Consider the following 18,281-nt stretch of genomic DNA (forward strand, 5'->3'; position numbering starts at 1 on the left):
CTGGAAGGTGCGGGCGACGTACCCCCTGATCCGGGCCCTCTCGCCGGTGCTCCGGCCGGTGTTCGAGTACAACCACACCTGGTGCATGACCCGCGGCGAGCGCGACCTGCTGCGGGAATTGTCGGCCATCACCTTAGCCAGGTAGGCCAGGATGTCGCGTTCGACGATGGTCCCATCGGGGCCGCTGCCCGCGAGGCTGCGCCAGTTGATGCCGTTTTCTTCAGCCAGGCGACGGGCCAAAGGCGTAATTTGCGGTTCGCTCATTTCCCGCTTATGATAACGCACCCTTTCGGGCCGCCCGGTGAATGTTAGCCTGAATCCGTGGAACGCGCCTTCGCCCAACTGCTGGCCGACTACTGCCTCGAGGCCCAGCCCGGCCAGAACGTCCTCATCGAAGCCCAGACCCCGGCCCTACCCCTGCTGCAGGCGCTGCAGCCGGCGCTGCTCGAGCGCGGCGCCTACCCCATGCTGCTGCTGGAATACCCCGGCCAGCAGCGCGATTTCCTGCTCAAGGGCGGGGAGTGGCTCGAGCGCATCCCCGCCACCCGGCACGCCCTCATGGAGCACGCCGACGCCTCCTTGCGCGTCCAGAGCCTCGAGAACCCGCTCGAGCTCTCCGACGTGTCCAGCACGGTGCTTTCCCGCTGGCAGAAGGCCTGGCGTCCCCTGAGCGAGCTGCGGCTGAAGAAGCGCTGGAGCCTGACCCTCTACCCCACCCCCGGTTACGCCCAGCAGGCCGGGATGAGCAGCGTGAAATTCCGCGAAATGGTCGAGCAGGCGCTGTTTTTAGACCGTCCCGACCCGGTAGCGGCCTGGCGCGAGCTCTCGGCCTTCCAGGCAGCCTTAATCAAACGTTTAGAAAAGGTGAGCCAGATCCGCATCGAGGCCCCCGGCACCGACCTGCACCTGTGGGTGGAGGGCCGCACCTGGGTCAACTCCGACGGCAAGCGCAACATGCCCAGCGGCGAGATCTTCACCGGCCCCTGGGAGGACTCCGCCGAGGGCGAGGTGCGCTTCAACCTGCCCGCCGTGGTCTCGGGCAAGCGGGTGGAGGGGGTTTACCTGCGCTTCGAGCGGGGCCGGGTGGTGGAAGCCCGCGCCGAGCGGGGCGAGGAGCACCTGCTGGGGATGCTCGAGGCCGACCCCGGCGCCCGCTTCCTGGGCGAGCTGGGCATCGGCACCAACTACGGCATCCAGCACCCCACCGGCATCGTGCTCTTCGACGAGAAGATCGGCGGGAGCGTCCACCTCGCCCTAGGCAACAGCTACCCCGAGACCGGCGGCACCAACCGCTCGGCGGTCCACTGGGACCTGGTGCTCGACCTGCGGCAGGGCGGGCGCATCCTGGCGGACGGGGAGGTGTTGCAGGAGGACGGGAAGTTCGTGGGGGTTTGAGGGCGGGGTCGTGCGTCGTACGTCCTACGTCGTACGTCGTACGCGAAACGCAAGACGCAAAACGCGTGTCCTACGTCCTACGTCGTACGCCTTGACCCTGGACCCTCGGCCCTCGACGAGCCACGCGCCACGGGCCTTTAGCTTCCCGCCAGCTCTGCCAGCGTGTGAGCCAGCACCCGAACGCCCTGCTCGATGTGCTGGGGGGAGGCGTACTCGTCGGGGCGGTGGCTCCAGCCGTTTTTGCAGGGGATGAAGAGCATGGCGGTGGGGGCGACGCGGGCCATGAACAGCGAGTCGTGGTAGGCGCGGCTGACCATCTCGAGGTAGGGCAGGCCGCAAGCCTGGGCCGCGTGGTGCAGGGCCTCGAGCACCTGCGGGCCACAGCGGGCGGGGGGGTCGGCGTTGGTGGGGGTGTAGCGCACCTCCACGCCGCGCTCGAGGCGGATGCGCTCGGCGTGCCGCTGGATCTGCTCGAAGGCGCGGTCGCGGGTCTCGAGGCGGGTGTCGCGCAGGTCGAGGCTCAGGCGCACCCGGCTGGGGATGCTGTTGACCGCGCCGGGGAACACCTCGCAGATGCCGGTGGTGGCGACGGTGTCGGGGCTGCCGCTCTGGCGGGCGGCCTGCTCGACGGCCAGCGCCAGCTCGGCGGCGGCGGTGAAGGCGTCCTTGCGGTCGGGCATCAGCACCGCCCCGGCGTGGCCGCCCTGCCCCTCGAGCTCGAACCAGCCCGCGGCCGGGGCCGCGATGGCCGTCACCAGGCCCAGCGGGACGCCCTCGCGCTCGAGCAGCGGCCCCTGCTCGATGTGCAGCTCGACGAAGGCCGAGTAGTAGCCCTCGGGCAGGGGGACTTGCCCCAGCTCCCCCCCGAAGCCCGCCTGCCGCCGGGCCTCCTCCAGGCTGAGGCCCTCGGGGTCCCTCAGGGCGCGGGCCGCCTCGGGGCTCAGCGCGCCCGAGAGCACCCGGCTCCCCAGGCAGCCGATGCCGAAGCGGGTGGGCTCCTCGGAGGTGAAGATCAGCAGCTCGAGCGAGCGCTTGGGCCGGAACCCCGCCGACCTGAGCGCCCGGATGGCCTCGAGGCCCCCCAGCACCCCCACCGTGCCGTCGTAGCGGCCCGCGTGGGGGATGGCGTCCACGTGCGAGCCGGTGCCCACCGCCCCCGCCTGGGGGTCTTCCCCGGCCCAGCGGGCGAAGGTGTTGCCCAGCGGGTCCTCGCGCACCTCGAGCCCCGCCTCGCGGCACAGGCCCTTGAGGTACTCGCGGGCGGCGAGGTCGGTGGGGGTGTAGAGCACCCGCGTCACGGAAGGCGGCGGGCTGTCGGTGAAGGAAGCCAGGGTCTCGAGTTCCCGGCTCAGGCGGTCGGTGTCGATGTGGATTTCCATGAATCCCCCGGAGGATGAGCTGGCGTCGTGTTGGCCGAAGTCTTGCCGATAGCCGATAGCCGATAGCTTATTGCTAAAGCGACTGGCCTTTTTGCTATTGGCTATTAGCTATTTAGCTATGGGCTTCACTCGAGCGGGTGCCGGTTCCAGTCCTTGTAGAGCAGGTACTTGGCCGGGGTCTTGCCCAGCGCGCCGAACCACTGTGGGCAGTAGGGGGCCATGTAGATGAAGTCCCCGGCCTGCACCGGGTACCACTTCTCGTTCAGGCGGTAGATGCCCCCGCCCTGAAGCATCAAGAGGCCGTGCTCCATCACGTGGATCTCGACCAGGGACAGGCTGGCGCCGGGGGCGAAGGTCATGGTGTTGACCTGGAAGTCGTGGGGCATGGCGTCGGGGATGAGCACCCGCACCTGCAGGGCCTCGTCGCCGCCCAGGGGGGTGCCGGGGATCTTGCCCTCGTCGCCCACGAAGAGCTTGGGGGCTTCCACGCCCTCCAATTCGTGGTAGGGCTTCTCGATGAGCACCGCGCGGCTGGGCTGGCTCGAGGACAGGCCGTGGGCCACGTCGGCGGGGACGTAGGCGTAGCCGCCGGGTTTGAGCCTGTGCTTCTTGCGGCCCGCCTCGAGCACCACCTCGCCCTCGAGCACGTACACGAAGCGCTGCACGGCCTCGGGCGCCGGCCCCACCCGGCCGCCCGCCTCGAACTCGACGGTGTACTCGGTGAAGGCGGCCCCCAGCGCCGGGGCGGTGTGGACGATGGCGATGGCCTTGCTCATGCCGGGGAGCAGGGCGCGGATGAAGGTGTCGGGGGTGAGCAGGGCGTGGTCGGGCTGGACGCTGCTGCGGGTGAAGCCGAGTTGCTGCATGAGGGCATTTTACTTTCCAAGGGAAAATCAAGGCTCATTGACAAGTACTCCAAATAGAACTTATTCTAGCTTCGTATACTAGGAAAGCACACGCGAATCGTCCACTCACGAGGAAGCTTTGGCTGTAACCGCCTTACGTTCGGAAGGGAAGCCTGGAGGGTGAGGGTTGGTCGGACTTGAGGGAACGGACTTGGTATGACGGAATGTCGCCGCACGGGGTGTATGTAAATGTCGAGGGTTCGCGACTCTTTGTACAAGCTCATGGTAGTCATGTACGGCTATGACACAGGCGTTCGATCTCTCGGAGACCCTATAGAAATAAATATAGCGATCCTGGTGTTTATTGCCCTACTCTTGTTTCTACCATCATATCTACGCATAAAAGCTGTCGGCTATATGGTCCTAGGCACAGGTCTAGGAATAGCAGCAGGCAGGTTAATTCCAACCTGGGACTGGTTGGGGTTTGCTGGCATCATAATTCTTGCGCTTGTTTTGACCAGAGGGCGCTGACATAAGCTAGCCAGAGAGGCCAGATGACCACACCATTGCTCGTTTCAACAGCAGTCTTTCTGCTAATTTTCGGAGCAGCGCTGCTCCCAATCAGTCATTTTCGCAAGTCAAAGGCCTCTTTGGCTGACCACCTTCTTCTCGTAATCCTTATATCTGCTGCGCTTTTCTCACAGCGCAGTGAGATTGTTCGCTGGCCCAATTAGTTGTTAACGGCTTTACCACTCATTGTTGGGGGTCTGGCCTTGCTAAGGCCGAATTCCGCGGTTCTACTAGGGGCAATGTTACTCACGGGGAAAATCGCCTTCGCTCTTATTTTCAGTCCTTTTCTGAAGTAGGGTAATCCGCGGGAGAAAAGGGGGCTAAGTTATGACGAGACTGAACAAGGATGAACCCGACACCGGCATAGTGGCTACCTTGTTTGACCTTTCTTTCCAAAATCTTCTACTGACCCGAATTTTTACTGTACGGACCGTCAGGTTCCTGTACCTGCTTTCACTCGCCGGAGTGCTTCTTACGCAAATAAAGAGCCTGGTACAGACCAGCAGGACCGTGGAAGACCCGCTGGCTTTCCTGACGGGTTATCTGCCGATCTGGTTTCTGGTGTTCCTGCTCAACATTTTCCTGGTTCGGCTCGCCGTAGAGCTTGTTTTGGTCGTGGTTATGCTGGTGCGAAATACCTTCACATCCGAAGGGAGCGAAAGCATCCAGGGTACTGAACCCATTACCCACCGGCGCAACGATCAAACCAACCCGGGACAACCGTAGGGCCGAACCCTCCCGCGTGGGCTGTCGCCGGGTTGCTCACCCTGGGAGGATGGTCCTTCCGGCGGGCCTGACCAACTGACCATCCCCTCGAGCAACAGCCTCGCCGTCCAGAAAGATCGTCCGGCCCCGCAGCACCGTGCGCCGGAGGGTGCCGCGGAAGCCGTGGCCGAGGTAGGGGCTGAGCTTGTGGCGGTAGAAGAGGTCTTGGGGGCGCAGGGTGAAGGGTTGGTCGAGGTCCACCAGGGCTAAATCGGCGTCGTGGCCTACCTCGAGCCCCCCCTTCCCCTGAAGCCCGAAGCGCCGGGCGGGGTTGCGAGCAACGAGGCGGGCGACGGCCTCCAGCGGCAGGCCCCGGCGGTGGAAGCCGGCCTCGAGCAGCACCGCCAGCGTGGACTGCACCCCGGCGATCCCGCCCCACACCGCGAAGAAGTCGGGGTTTTCCTTGAGGTGGGGGCTCGAGGGCGAGTGGTCGGAGGCCACGAGGTCCACCGAACCCCCCAGCACGGCCTGCCACAAGGCCTCCTGCTCGGCCTGCGGGCGCAGGGGCGGGGCGCACTTGGCGACGGCGCCCAGGCGCTCGAGGTCTTCCTCGTCGAAGAAGAGGTAGTGGGGGCAGGTCTCCAGGCTCACGTCCACCCCGCGCGCGCGGGCCTCGGCGGCCAACGCCACCCCCCGCCCCGAGCTGATGTGGACGACGTGCAGCTTGCAGCCGGTCTCCTGGGCGAGCAGGGTGGCCCGCTGGATGGCCTCGAGCTCGGCGAGCACCGGCCTCGAGGCCAGGTAGTCGCGAACGCCCTTCCCGCCTCTGGCCCGGATCTCGGCGGCCAGGCCCGCGGTGAGGCCGTCGCTCTCGGCGTGGACGGCCACCGGCAGGCCCAGCCGGGCGGCGGCCTGCATGCCGCGGTAGAGGGTGTGGTCGTCGGCGTGGGGGAATTCGGGAAGGCCCGAGTTGGACATGAAGGCCTTGAAGCCGATCACGCCGCGCTCGGCCAGCTCGGGGAGGCGCTCGAGGTTATCCGGCGCGAGCCCGCCCCACAGGGCGAAGTCGGTGAGGGACTTCGCGCGCAGGGCCTCGAGCTTGGCGTCGAAGCTCGGGGCGTCGAGCACGCAGGGGATGGAGTTGAGCGGCATGTCGAAGAACAGCGTGCCGCCGCCCGCCGCTAAGGCCGCGCTGCCGGTGGCGATGCCCTCCCAGTCCTCGTGGCCGGGCTCGTTGAAGTGCACGTGCACGTCGATGAGGCCGGGGAACACGTGCAGGCCGCGCGCGTCGATCTCCTCCCGGCCCGACCCCAGTTCCGGGCCGACCTGGGCGATCTTTCCGTCCTCCACCGCCAGGTCGGCCGCCACGGTCCCCTGCTCGAGGACCAGCGTCCCGCCGCGCACCACCAGGTCAAACACCGTGTTCCTCCAGGATCTCCAGCCAGCGCAGGCCCACCCGCAAGGCCGCGGTCACGTCCTCGGGTAGCACGCGCTCGTCGGGGTGGTGGCTGAGGCCGCCGGGGCTGCGCAGGAAGAGCATGGCGCTGGGCACCCGCTCGGCCAGGATCATCGCGTCGTGGCCCGCGCCGCTGGGCATGCGGTGGACGGGCAATTCGCAGTCCTGCACGGCCCACTCCAGCCGCTCGAGCAGCGTGGGGTCGCAGGGCACGGCTCCCTGGTCGAGCTTGACCTCCCAGGCGAGCTCGAGGCCCCGCCGCTGGGCGACCTGCTGGGCGCGGGTGACGAGGTGGGCCACCGAGCGGGTGCGCACCTCGTCGAGGGCGTGGCGCACGTCGAGGCTGCAGCGCGCCTCGCCGGGGATCACGTTGCCCGCGCCGGGGAGGGCCTGGATCTGGCCTACCGTCGCCACCAGCCCGGGCTCGCCCCAGGCCTCGCGCTCGACCAGGCCGATCCACTCCGCGGCCCCCGCCAGCGCGTCGCGGCGCAGGTGCATGGGGGTGGTGCCGGCGTGGTTGGCCTTGCCGCGGAAGCCCACCTCGAGCCGGCTCTGCCCCACGATGGCCTCCACCAGGCCCAGCGGGTACTCCAGGCTCTCCAGCACCGGGCCCTGCTCGATGTGGAACTCGAGGTAGCCCAGCACCTCGCCCTGAAGCGCGGCCTCCCGGACGTGCTCGGGCTCAAGGCCGAAGTCCCGCACCGCCTGGGCCACGCTCACCCCCTGCGCGTCCTTCAGCGCCAGCAGGGCGGCGTCGGCCCGCCCCACCAGCGCCCGGCTCCCCAGGAAGGGCACCCCGAAGCGCACCCCCTCCTCCTCCGAGAAGCCGATGACCTCGACCCCGAAGCCCAGCCTGCGCCCCCCGAGGGCCTCGAGGACGGCGACGGCGAGCACGACCCCCAGGGCCCCGTCGTAAGCGCCCCCGTTCGGCACGGTGTCGAGGTGCGAGCCGAGGAGCAGGCGCGGCGCGGTGGGCTTGTTGGCCGGGTAGTAGCCGCGCAGGTTGCCGATGGGGTCCACCCACACCGACATCCCCAGCCGCTCCATCCACCCCTTCAGGTAGGCGTGCACCTGGCGCATGGGCGGGGAAAGGAAGGTGCGGGTGATGCGCCCCGGCTCCTCGCTCATGCGGGCCAGGTCGGCGCAGGCGCTCAGGACGCGCTGGGTGAGGGCCTCGAGGTCAGCCATAGTCAGGGTAGTTTAGTGTTTTACGTCGTACGTCGTACGTCTTGCGTTTGGCGTAGGACGTAGGACGTAGGACGTAGGACGTGGGGCATACAACCCCTTAAGACCCCCGATACGTGCTGTACCCGTAGGGCGACAGCAGCAGCGGCACGTGGTAATGGCCGTGGGGCTCGGCGATGCCGAAGCGCACGACCACCTGGTCGAGGAAGGGCGGGTCGGGGAGCTCGAGGCCCTTCCCGCGCAGGTACTCCCCCGCGTGAAAGACCAGCTCGAAGGTGCCGGTGGGGATGGTCTCGCCCGACAAGAGCGGCTCGTCGGTGCGGCCGTCGGCGTTGGTCACGGCCTCGCGCAGCAGGACCTGCTTGCTGCCCGAGACCGCGAACAGCTCGATGCGAAGGCCGGCGGCGGGCTTGCCGTGGGCGGTGTCGAGGACGTGGGTCGAGAGGCGGGCCATGTCTCACCTCGGGAAGCGGGCGGTGCGCAGTTGCCGGGCCTCCTGCTCGCCGATGGGGGAATGCTCCAGCGCCCAGCGGGCGGCGGCCTCGCAGTCGTAGGGCACGCGGCGGAAGCTCACGCTCCAGCTCCCCAGCCGCTCCTCCAGCAGCACCCAGCGGGCCACGGGGTCGCCGTCGCGAGGCCGGGAGACCGGGCCGGCGTTGACGAAGCTGACCCCGCCCTCCGCCACGACCAGCTCGGTGTGGGTGTGCCCGACCACCACCACGCGGGCCGCGGGGTAGGCGGCGGCCTGCTCGAGCATCTCCCCCGAGACCCGGCCCACCGGCAGGTTGCCCTCCCCCGCCGGGAACAGCGCCTCGTGGGGGGTGCGCAGCGAGCCGTGGGCGATCACCACCGCGCCGCCCGCCAGCTCGGCCACGGTGGGCAGGGCCTTCAGGGCCTCGGGGACGCCCGGCCCCAACTGCTCGCGCAGCCAGGCGGCCAGGGGAAGCCCGCCGCCCAGCTTTTCGTCCAGGTTACCGGCAAAGCCGGTATGCGCTTTGCGCACCCCCTCGGGGTAGCTCAGGAACTCGTCGGTGTTGCCCCGCACCGTGACCGCCCCCAGGCCCTGCTGGAGCCTCCAGGCCCCCGCCGGGTCGGCGGCGCCCCACACCTGGTCGCCCAGGTTGGCTATAGCATCGGGTTTCACCACTTCGATGTCGCGCAGCACGGCCTCGAGGGCGAAGCGGTTGCCGTGGACGTCGGAGAACAGGGCGATCCGCATACGTCTACTTTAAGGCCCCTTGGCCCCCTGCTCGACCCACTGCCCCAGCCGCTCGCGCTCCTCGCGGGTCATTTTGGTCAGGTTGCCCGGCGGCATGTACTCCGAGTCCACGGCCACCTGCTTGATCTTCTGGGCCTGGGCCACGATCTGCTCGGGCGTGTCGAGCACGAATCCCGCCGGGGCCGAGGCGAAGCCGGGCTGGGTGGGCCGGCTCGAGTGGCACACCTGGCAGTGGGTGGCGACGATGCCCTGCGCCTCGCCGAAAGGCACCGCCGGGCCTTCGGCGGCCGCCGCCGACCGCTTGGGCGCGGTGAGGTAGAAGGCCCCCAGCACCAGCGCCAGCGCCGCCACCAGCAGGTAGGGCATGGCCCCGCCCTCCTTGAGCGTGGCGTGGTGCTGCTTCTCGGTGACGTTGATGAAGTGCCGCACCGCCACCCCGGCCGCGAACAGCATCAGCAGGATCAGCCAGTTCAGGCCGCCGGAGTAGGTGGTGGGGAAGTGATGGGCGATCATGGTGAAGAGCACCGGCAGCGTGATGTAGTTGTTGTGGCGGCTGCGCAACTGCACCCAGCTCACGAAGGCCGGGTCCAGCGCCTCCCCCCGCTGCGCGGCCTTCACCAGCGCCTTCTGCGAGGGGATGATCACGAAGAAGACGTTGCCGGCCATGATGGTGCCCAGCATCGCCCCGACGTGCATGAAGGTGCCGCGCCCGCTGAACACCTGCGAGAGCAGCAGGGCCACCGCCGCCACCAGCACCCCGCCCACCAGCAAGAACAGGGCCGGGCGGTACAGCAGCGCGGTGCGCGAGAGCGCCACGTAGACCAGCCACGCCGCCACCAGGCTCCCCACCGCCAGCGCGATGGCCGCCCCGTCCGAGAGCGGGCTCCCCGGCGCCAGCAGGATGGCCTTGGGGTCGGCGTAGTACACGATGACCAGGAGCAGAAAGCCCGTGACCCAGGTGAGGTAGGCGTCCCACTTGAACCAGTGCAGGTAGGGCGGCAGCTCCTTGGGCGCGGTCTTGTACTTCTCGAGGTAATAGATCCCCCCGCCGTGGATGGTCCAGATGTTGCCCGAGAGCTCGGAGCGCACCCCCACGCGCTCGAGGGCGTTCTCGAGGAAGATGAAGTAGAAGCTCGCCCCGATCCAGGCGATGCCGTAGACGACGTGCAGCCAGCGCACCGCCAGGCCCAGCCACTCGCGGGCGTGGGCCTGCCAGCCGTTGGCCTGCACCAGCGCGTAGGCCAGCGCCAGCAGCACCACCATCGCGAAGATCCAGGGCCATTTGATCACCCTCAGCCGGTCTTGGTGTAGCGAGTTCAAGGGGACCTCCTGTCAGGGGTTGATGGTCGATAGTCGATAGCTGATGGCTGATGGCCGAACGCGGGTCGTACGTCGTACGCCGTACGCATTAGCCCTCGACGCCGTCGGGGAGGGACGGGGCGGGGTCCACCACAAGCTACACGCCACGGGCCACCAGCCACACACTTGCCCTACTCCTCCACCAGCGCCTCGAGGCGGAACCCTGCGATGCGCTCGATCTGGCTCAGGGCGGTCTCGAACTCGGTCTCGCGGTCGTTGGGGAGGCGGGACTCGAGGGCTTGGAGGATGTCGTTCTTGTCCTTGCCCTTGACCGCGAGGATGAAGGGGAAGCCGAACTTCTCGCGGTAGAGGCGGTTGAGCTGCTGGAGGCGCCCGTACTCCTCGGGCGTGAGGCGGTCGAGGCCGGCGCCCTGCTGCTCCTGCACCGAGTCGGGGCTCATCCGGGCGCGGCTGGCGAGCTCGGGGTGGGCGCGGATGAGCGTGATCTGCTGGGTGGCCGGGGCCTGGCGCATGGCGAAGCACATCGCCTCGTGCAGCGCCTGGAGGCTGGCGAAGGGCCTCGAGGCCCACGAGCGCTCGGCCACCCAGGGCGAGTGCTCGAAGACGCCGCCCAGCAGTTCCACGAAGGCCGCTTTGTCGAGCCGGTTGATCTCGCTGAGCTTCATGTCAGTAGGGGATCTTGTTCGTGTCCTGCTCCCAGGCCTCGAAAGCCCGCAGGCAGAGCTGGCGCTCGAGCTGCTCCAAAGGCAGGCGGCGCTCGCTCTTGGGGCGGGCGAGCTCGTCGTAGATGAACTGGTCGGCGAAGCCGATGGCCGCGGCGTCCTGGGCGGTGCAGCCGTAGTAGATCTTGCCGATGCGGGCCCAGTAGATCGCCGACAGGCACATGGGGCAGGGCTCGCAGCTCGTGTAGACCTCGCAGCCCGAGAGGTCGAAGGTGCCCAGCACCCGGCAGGCCTCGCGGATGGCTACCACCTCGGCGTGGGCGGTGGGGTCGTTGGTGCGGGTGACGCGGTTGGTGCCCCGGGCGATGATCTGCCCGTCCTTCACCACGACCGCGCCGAAGGGCCCCCCCAGCCCCGACTGCACGTTCTCCAGCGCCAGCCGGGCCGCTTCCTCCATGAACTCACCTTTCATCGCCACCTCCAACACATGGGCTCGAGCCGGCAGACCAGCCCCCGGAGGGACTTCTGCGGCTCGCATGGTTGGAACGCAAACCCGTCACGGTGCGGGAGAGGGTTCCCAGGTCTGGTTATCCATGCAGAACAGCCTGGTACACCGAGAGCTTAAACCTCGAGTTTCCCTTTCGGCAAGGTGGGGGTGGCGGCGCGCTCGAGCACCTGCACCAGTTGGGCCGCCGTGGCGATGGCGATGTGGGCGGGCTTCTTCCCTTTGATCCCCTCGATGCCGACGGGGGTGGTGACGCGCTGGAGGTCGGCGTCGCTGAAGCCCTGGGCCTTGAGGGCCCGGCGGAAGTTGGACCACTTCACGCCGCTGCCGATCAGGCCGATGAAGCCCAGGTCGCCGCGGCGCAGGGCGGCCTCGAGCAGCGCCAGGTCCTCGTGGTGGTCGTGGGTCATGAGCACCAGGTGGGCCCCGGCGGGCAGCTCGGGAATGGCCTGCTCGGGGATGGGCAGGTGCCGGACGCGCAGGCGGGCCTCGCCCCCGGCCAGCGGGGCCAAGCGCTCCTCGGCCAGCATGCGGGCCCGCGAGTCTACGAGCCACAACTCGACGGGCAGCAGGCACAGCACTCGGGCCAGGGCCAGCCCCACGTGCCCCACGCCGAAGACCGCGACGGCCGGGCGGGCCGGGGTGAAGGGCTCGAGCAGCAGCGTCACCTCGCCGCCGCAGCACTGCAGGCCGAACTCGCCCTCCCTGGGGTTGAGCCGCACGGTGAGCAGCCGGGGGCCCGCCTCACGCCCCGCCAGCATCTGCCGGGCGGCCTGGAGGGCGACCTCCTCGAGGTTCCCCCCGCCCACCGTGCCGTAGGCCGCGCCCGCCGTGACCAGCATCTTGGCCCCGGCCTCGCGCGGGGCGTGGCCGCGCACCGCCGCCACGGTCGCGATCACCGCCGCCTCGCCCCCCTCGGCGAGCTCGCGCAGCTTGGCGGGCCAGTCCCAGTCCATGCCGCTCAGTCCCCGCGGTGCACGGGCCGGGGTCCTTCGCCCCGTGCCGCGGCCTCCTTCTGGGCGCGCGCCTTCTCGACGGCCCAGAACACCCGCTCGGGGGTGGAGGGCGCGTCGAGTTCGACCACGCCGCCCTGGCCGAAGGCGGCCACCGCGTCCTTGAGGGCCTCGCGCACCGAGATCGCCAGCATGAAGGGGGGCTCGCCCACCGCCTTGGAGCCGTAGATCACGCCGGGCTCGGTGGCGCGCTCCAAAAAGCGCACCTCGAGCACCTCCGGCAGCTCCGACCAGGAGGGCAGCTTGTAGGTGCTCGCCCCATTGGTCGCCAGCCGGCCCTGCGCGTCCCAGACCAGCTCCTCCAGCGTCAGCCAGCCCAGCCCCTGCACGAAGCCGCCCTCCACCTGCCCGCGGTCCACCAGCGGGGAGAGCGAGTCGCCCACGTCGTGCAGGATGTCGGTGCGCAGGAAGCGGTACTCGCCGGTGAAGCCGTCCACCTCCACCTCGCTCACCGCCGCGCCGTAGGCGAAGTAGTGGAAGGGCTTGCCCTGCCCCTTGCCCTTGTCGAAGTGGATGTCCGGGGTGCGGTAGTAGCCCTGGGCGAAGAGGGGGATGCGCTCCAGGTAGGCCGTCTCCACCACCCGCGCGAAGGGCACGAAGCGCTCGGGCTGCCCCTCGGGGAAGACGCGCCCCTCCTCGAAGCGCACCCGTTCGGGGGGGCACTCCAGGTAGCGGGCCGCCACCGGGGCCAGCCGCTCCTTGAGGGTCTCGCAGGCCTGGTGCACCGCCGCGCCGTTGAGGTCGGAGCCGGTGGAGGCGGCGGTGGCCGAGGTGTTGGGCACCTTGTCGGTGCGGGTGGGCATGACGCGGATGTGCTCCAGCGGCACCCCCAGGCTCTGCGCGGCCACCTGCAGCACCTTGGTGTGCACCCCCTGCCCCATCTCGGTCCCGCCGTGGTTGACCTGCACGCTGCCGTCGCGGTAGATCAGCACCAGCGCCCCGGCCTGGTTGTAGAAGGTGGCGGTGAAGGAGATGCCGAACTTGACCGGCGTGACGGCCAGGCCCCGCTTGCGGTGGGGGCTCGAGGCGTTGAACGCGGCGAGTTCGGCGCGGCGGCGCTCGAGCCCGCTGCGGGCCTTGAGCTCGGACCAGATGGCGTGGATGCGCCCGGCGTCCTTGACCTCCTGGCCGTAGTGGGTGCGCTGGCCCTCCCGGTAGAAATTGCGCTCGCGCACCGCCTCCGGCGGCAGGCCCAGCGTGCGGGCCACCCGGTCGAGCAGGTCCTCGATGACCACCATCCCCTGCGGCCCGCCGAAGCCGCGGAAGGCGGTCTGGGAGGTCTTGTGGGTCTTGCAGACGTAGCCGGTGACCTCGAGGTCGGGCACGAAGTAGGCGTTGTCGCTGTGGAACATCGCCCGCCAGAGGATGGGCTCGGAGAGGTCGAGGCTGTAGCCGCCGTCGGAGTAGAGCTCGATGCGGGCGGCGAGCACTCGGCCCTCGCCGTCGAAGCCGGCCTCGTAGCGCCCCAGGAAGGGGTGGCGCTTGCCCGAGAGGGCCATGTCGAGGTGGCGCGGCAGCCGCACCCGCACCGGGCGGCGGGTCTTCCAGGCCCCCAGCGCGGCGACGGCGGCGTAGGGGTTGGCCTGGGTCTCCTTGCCGCCGAAGCCCCCGCCCATGCGCAGGCACTGCACCGTGACCTGGCTGCGCGGCAGGCCCAGCACCAGCGCCACGACCTCCTGGGTCTCGCTGGGGTGCTGGGTCGAGGCGTGCACCATCACCCCGCCGCTCTCGTCGAGGTGGGCGATGGAGGCGTGGGTCTCGAGGTAGAAGTGCTCCTGCCCCCCGACGCGCACCTCCCCGCTCAGGCGGCGGGGGGAGAGCGCCAGCGCGGCGGCGGCGTCGCCCCGGCCCAGGCGCAGCGGCCCCGCCAGGAAGCTCTCGGCGGCGATGGCCTCCTCGATGCTGAGGAGTGCGGGGAGGGGCTCGTACTCGACGTGCACGCGGTCCGCCCCCAGGCGGGCGGCCTCCGGGCTCTCCCCCAGCACCCAGGCCACCGGCTGGCCGTGGAACATCACCTCGGCGGGGAAGAGCGGCTCGTCGTGGTGGTGCGAGGCCTGGGCCACGCCGGGCACGTCCTCGGCGGTGAGCACCGTGACCACGCCGGGCACCTCGAGCGCCCTCGAGGGGTCGAAGGCCGTCACCCGCGCGTGGGCGTGCGGCGCCAGCACCGGCCAGGCGTGCAGCAGGTCGGGGAAGCGACCGAGCAGGTCGTCGGTGTAGAGCGCGCGGCCCGTGACGTGCTCCACCGCGCTCTCGTGGGGAATGGCCTTGCCTACGGCTTTCATCTGGGCACCCCCTCGGTTTGGGCGGTCTCGTGGTAAAACTTCTCCAGCAGCTTCTGCGCCAGGCTCAGGCGGTACTCGGCGCTGCCGCGGTGGTCGCTGATGGGCTTGAGCACCTCGGCGATCATCCCCTGGGCCCGCCACAGGCTCGAGGCGTTCCAGGGCTGGCCGGTGAGGGCCTCCTCCACCGCGAACAGCCGCACCGGCGTGGCCGCCACCCCGCCGTAGGCCAGCCGGACCCGCGCCACCCGGCCCGCGCCGTCGAGCTCGAGGGCGAAGCCCGCCGCCACCGTGGAGATGTCGTCCATGCGGCGCTTCGCCACCTTGTAGAAGCGGCTGTGGGCCGGGTAGGGCTTGGGCACCCGCACCGAGACGATGACCTCGCCCCGGCCCAGCGCGGTCTGGCGGTAGGCCTTGAAGAACTCGGCCAGCGGCACCACGCGCTCCCCGTCCTTCCCCGCGATCCGCACCGCCGCGTCCAGCGCCAGCAGCGCCGGCGGCGAGTCCCCGATGGGCGAGGCCGTGCCCAGGTTGCCCCCCAGCGTGGCGCTGTTGCGGATCAGCGGCGAGGCGAACAGCGGCAGCAGGTCGCGCACGGCCTGGGGCGCCCCCTCCCAGCGGCGCTCGAGCTCCCCCAGGCTGAGCCCCGCCCCGATCTCTACGGCGTCGCCGCGCTCCTCGAAGACCCTGAGCTCGGGGATGGCCTCGAGGCCCACCAGCAACTCCCAGCGCTTGTGGCGCAGATTCGACTCCACCGCCGCGTCGGTACCGCCCGCCACCAGCTTGGCCTCAGGGTGCAGGGCCAGGAAGGTGAGGCACTCCTCGAGGCTCCCCGGCCGCACGAAGCGCCCCTGCTCGCTCTCGTACACCGCAGGGCCCAGCGCGGGGGCCGGCTCGCGCAGCCGGGCCTTGAAGGCGTCGTCGGGAGCCGGGCCCAGCGAGAGCGCGGCGTCCTTGATCGGGCGGTAGCCGGTGCAGCGGCAGAGGTTGCCCGATAGGGCGTGCAGGTCGAACTCCGCGCCCCGGTCGGGTCGGTACTGCTCGGCGAAGAGGCTCATGACGAAGCCGGGCGTGCAGTAGCCGCACTGCGAGCCCCCGTGCTGCACCATGGCCGCTTGCACCTCGGCCAGCTTGCCGTCTTGCGCCAGCCCCTCCACCGTGTAGACCTCCTGCCCCGCCAGCATCGGCAGGAACAGCAGGCAGCTATTGACCCCGCGGTACTCGGTGCCTGCCGGCCCCTCCCGCACCAGCACCACCGTGCAGGCCCCGCACTCCCCCTCGGCGCAGCCCTCCTTAGAGCCGGTGAGCCCCGACGCGCGCAGGTAATCGAGCAACGTGGTCTGGGGCGCGACGTCTTGCACCCGCACCCGCCGGCCGTTGAGAACGAATTCCATCTATGAACCCCCCCGATAGGCCATCCAGTGCACCGTTAATCGCCCATTCTATGCCCTGCGGGTTAGAAAGTCACAGGCTGGCCCCAATGCCCGCGGGAGCACCGCCCTTATCGGCTCATAGCCCCACCCCCTTGTGGAAGCGCTTCATCCTGCGTTAGCCTGGTTGACGAAAATCCCATCTTCTGAGCAGGGCACGGCAATTCTGCCGGGTCTGGGAGGGAATTATGGCTCGAGCGTGGAAGCTGGTTCTGGGTCTACTGGTCCTGGTCTTGACGGCCTGCGGGGCGGCGCCGCAGGAGGGTGCTCCGGGTGGGGGCGGGGCCGGCCCGCAGGCGGCCGACAGCTCGGTGTGGCGCCGCCAGGCGATCTACCTGGTGCTGCCGGACCGCTTCTACAACGGCTCCACCGCCAACGACAACCTGGGGGCCGCGGGCTGCTACGACCCGGCCAACCCCCGCAAGTTCCACGGCGGCGACTGGGCCGGGCTGCGGCAGAAGCTGGGCTACCTGAAGGACCTGGGCATGACCGCCGTCTGGGTCACGCCCGCGTACAAGCAGGTCGGGCAGCTCGGCGACGGCTCCTGCGGCTACCACGGCTACTGGCCGGACTACGTAGACCCCGACGACGGCGCCCTCGAGCCCAAGCTGGGCACCAGCAGCGACCTCAGCGGCCTGATCGCCGACCTGCACTCCAGCACCTACGGCATGAAGTTCATCCTCGACATGGTGGTCAACCACGCCGGCTACAACGCCCGCGTCGTGAGCCAGCGGCCCTCCTGGTTCCACAGCCCCAGCGAGTGCACCAACGACGAGACCTGCGCGCTGGCGGGCCTCCCCGACTTCAAGCAGGAAGACCCCACCGTCGCCAGCTACCTCACCAACCTGAGCAAGGGCTGGGTGAGCCGCTTCGCCCTCGACGGCATCCGCATGGACACCGCCAAGCACGTGCCCATCGCCTACTGGCGCGACTCCTGGATCCCCGGGGTGGGCAGCGTGCGCGCCGGGCTCTTCAACGTGGCCGAGGTCTTCCGGGAGGGCTCGGCCAGCGACCTCAAGCCCTACCTCGACGCCGGCTTCGACTCGGCCTTCAACTTCCCGCTGCGCCGGGCGCTGGTGAACGCCTTCGCCAAGGACGGCTCGGTGGACCAGGTGGCCCAGCGCGTGCAGGACGACCTGGGCATCCTGGGCCTCTCCCGCCACCTGATGCTCACCAACCTGCTCGACAACCACGACGTGCCCCGCTTCATCAACGAGCCCGGCTTCGGCGTGCCCGAGGACGAGATCCGCCGCCGCTACCACCTGGCGCTCGCCGCCCTCTTCACCCTGCCCGGCATCCCCCAGGTCTACTACGGCAACGAGCTGGGTATGTACGGCGGCAGCGACCCCGACAACCGCCGCGACATGCCCCCCTGGGCCTGGACCACCTCCGGGCGCACCGCCGGCGGCAGCGGCTTCCTGCCCAACCCCGAGCTCACCTACCAGCACGTCAAGAAGCTGGCCTCGATCCGCTACAACAACGCCGCGCTCTACCAGGGCTACTACGCCGAGATGTGGCGGCAGAACGGCTCGGGCAACCCCAACGTCTACGCCTACTTCCGCGGCTCGAGCAGCAACCGCGTCATCACCGCCCTCAACAACGGCGCGGCCCCCTCGGGCCTGCTGAGCATCCCCGTGCAGAGCAACACCGCCATCTCCAGCACCGACCGCAGCGCCCTCCCCGACGGCACGGTGCTCACCGACCTTCTGGGCGCGGGCGCCCCCAGCCCCATCACCCTGACCGACGGGGCCTTCAAGGCCAACCTGCCCGCTCGGGGCGTGGGCATCTACCGGCCGCGCTCGAGCAGCAGCGCCAGCGCCGTCACCTTCACCGTGACCGCGAGCACCGCCTGGGGCGAGAACGTCTACCTGGCGGGCAGCACCGGCGAGCTCGGGCAGTGGGACACGGGCCGCGCCGTCAGGATGAGCCCCAGCAACTGCTCGGGCAGCACCTGCACCTGGTCGGTGACCCTGCGCTATTTGCCCTACAGCCAGGGCATGACCTTCAAGTTCATCAAGAAAAACGGCGCCGGCGTGACCTGGGAGACCGGCAGCGACCGCAGCTACACGGTGCCCTCGAGCTCCAGCGCCACCTACAGCGGCGGCAGCTTCCGCAACTAGCGGCCGCATCGGCCCCGCCCGCCTCGAGGCGGGCGGGCGGGGAGTTGTTTCGCGTCGCGGGTAGAAAGTCACAAGCTGGCTCCGAACGAGCCCTCAAGCAGCGAGCACAGGGTTACGCCTGGTAACGTGGCTATGTTAGTCCACAAAGCCTATTACATGCCGCAGGAACTACCCCTTCAGATAAAGTGATAGCAA

The 18,281-nt window shown here is 69.5% G+C and carries 15 protein-coding genes and 1 pseudogene; 3 read left to right on the top strand and 13 right to left on the bottom strand.

Annotated elements, in window-relative coordinates:
* Positions 1-123: 123 nt before the first annotated feature.
* A pseudogene (locus Mterra_RS23020) lies at positions 124-402 on the bottom strand (E3 binding domain-containing protein); the annotation flags it as partial.
* Between Mterra_RS23020 and Mterra_RS03355 the strand changes: the two are divergent.
* Positions 322-1,395, top strand: coding sequence for an aminopeptidase (locus tag Mterra_RS03355; RefSeq protein ID WP_119313881.1), 1,074 nt, complete (start codon positions 322-324; stop codon positions 1,393-1,395). The pseudogene Mterra_RS23020 and the gene Mterra_RS03355 overlap by 81 nt on opposite strands.
* Positions 1,396-1,532: 137 nt before the next feature.
* Here the strand turns inward: Mterra_RS03355 and Mterra_RS03360 are convergent, their stop codons facing one another.
* Together Mterra_RS03360 and allE are read right to left on the bottom strand one after the other, a co-directional pair.
* Positions 1,533-2,774 carry a M20 family metallo-hydrolase gene (locus Mterra_RS03360; protein WP_119313882.1) on the bottom strand — a complete coding sequence of 414 codons (1,242 nt, stop codon included), beginning with the start codon at positions 2,772-2,774 and terminating at the stop codon, positions 1,533-1,535.
* Between the two features lie 125 nt (positions 2,775-2,899).
* Positions 2,900-3,640 (bottom strand): (S)-ureidoglycine aminohydrolase, encoded by a 741-nt coding sequence (gene allE / locus Mterra_RS03365; protein WP_119313883.1) that lies wholly within the window; start codon positions 3,638-3,640, stop codon positions 2,900-2,902.
* Positions 3,641-4,516: 876 nt separating this feature from the next.
* Here allE and Mterra_RS03370 point away from each other — a divergent pair.
* Positions 4,517-4,915, top strand: a complete 399-nt coding sequence (locus Mterra_RS03370) for a hypothetical protein (RefSeq protein ID WP_119313884.1) — start codon at positions 4,517-4,519, stop codon at positions 4,913-4,915.
* 36 nt (positions 4,916-4,951) lie between these two features.
* On the opposite strand, the gene Mterra_RS03375 is transcribed toward Mterra_RS03370, so the two are convergent.
* The 10 genes from Mterra_RS03375 to Mterra_RS03420 all read right to left on the bottom strand — a co-directional run bounded on the left by Mterra_RS03375 (position 4,952) and on the right by Mterra_RS03420 (position 15,930).
* On the bottom strand, positions 4,952-6,313 hold the full coding sequence (locus Mterra_RS03375) for an allantoinase (RefSeq protein WP_119313885.1): 1,362 nt from the start codon (positions 6,311-6,313) through the stop codon (positions 4,952-4,954).
* Complete coding sequence (locus tag Mterra_RS03380; RefSeq protein WP_119313886.1) at positions 6,306-7,538, bottom strand: allantoate amidohydrolase; 1,233 nt, start codon at positions 7,536-7,538, stop codon at positions 6,306-6,308. The genes Mterra_RS03375 and Mterra_RS03380 overlap by 8 nt, the downstream gene beginning before the upstream one ends.
* A 97-nt stretch (positions 7,539-7,635) precedes the next feature.
* Positions 7,636-7,989 (bottom strand): hydroxyisourate hydrolase, encoded by a 354-nt coding sequence (gene uraH / locus Mterra_RS03385; RefSeq protein WP_119313887.1) that lies wholly within the window; start codon positions 7,987-7,989, stop codon positions 7,636-7,638.
* Between the two features lie 3 nt (positions 7,990-7,992).
* Positions 7,993-8,754, bottom strand: a complete 762-nt coding sequence (locus Mterra_RS03390; RefSeq protein WP_119313888.1) for a metallophosphoesterase family protein — start codon at positions 8,752-8,754, stop codon at positions 7,993-7,995.
* Between the two features lie 9 nt (positions 8,755-8,763).
* Positions 8,764-10,074: a urate hydroxylase PuuD gene (locus Mterra_RS03395; protein WP_119313889.1), complete on the bottom strand. Its 1,311-nt coding sequence runs from the start codon at positions 10,072-10,074 to the stop codon at positions 8,764-8,766.
* A 170-nt stretch (positions 10,075-10,244) separates the two neighbouring features.
* Positions 10,245-10,739: a 2-oxo-4-hydroxy-4-carboxy-5-ureidoimidazoline decarboxylase gene (gene uraD / locus Mterra_RS03400; RefSeq protein ID WP_119313890.1), complete on the bottom strand. Its 495-nt coding sequence runs from the start codon at positions 10,737-10,739 to the stop codon at positions 10,245-10,247.
* 1 nt (position 10,740) lies between these two features.
* Complete coding sequence (locus Mterra_RS03405; protein WP_245971510.1) at positions 10,741-11,208, bottom strand: nucleoside deaminase; 468 nt, start codon at positions 11,206-11,208, stop codon at positions 10,741-10,743.
* A gap of 149 nt (positions 11,209-11,357) precedes the next feature.
* On the bottom strand, positions 11,358-12,197 hold the full coding sequence (xdhC, locus tag Mterra_RS03410) for a xanthine dehydrogenase accessory protein XdhC (protein WP_119313892.1): 840 nt from the start codon (positions 12,195-12,197) through the stop codon (positions 11,358-11,360).
* Between the two features lie 5 nt (positions 12,198-12,202).
* Positions 12,203-14,539 (bottom strand): xanthine dehydrogenase molybdopterin binding subunit, encoded by a 2,337-nt coding sequence (xdhB, locus tag Mterra_RS03415; protein ID WP_119313893.1) that lies wholly within the window; start codon positions 14,537-14,539, stop codon positions 12,203-12,205.
* Positions 14,536-15,930 carry a xanthine dehydrogenase small subunit gene (locus Mterra_RS03420; RefSeq protein ID WP_119313894.1) on the bottom strand — a complete coding sequence of 465 codons (1,395 nt, stop codon included), beginning with the start codon at positions 15,928-15,930 and terminating at the stop codon, positions 14,536-14,538. The genes xdhB and Mterra_RS03420 overlap by 4 nt, the downstream gene beginning before the upstream one ends.
* 224 nt (positions 15,931-16,154) lie before the next feature.
* Between Mterra_RS03420 and Mterra_RS03425 the strand changes: the two genes are divergently transcribed.
* A complete protein-coding gene (locus Mterra_RS03425; protein ID WP_119313895.1) occupies positions 16,155-18,086 on the top strand; it encodes an alpha-amylase family glycosyl hydrolase in 1,932 nt (643 codons plus the stop codon).
* Positions 18,087-18,281 lie beyond the last annotated feature (195 nt).

Source organism: Calidithermus terrae (assembly GCF_003574345.1).
Classification (GTDB): domain Bacteria; phylum Deinococcota; class Deinococci; order Deinococcales; family Thermaceae; genus Calidithermus; species Calidithermus chliarophilus.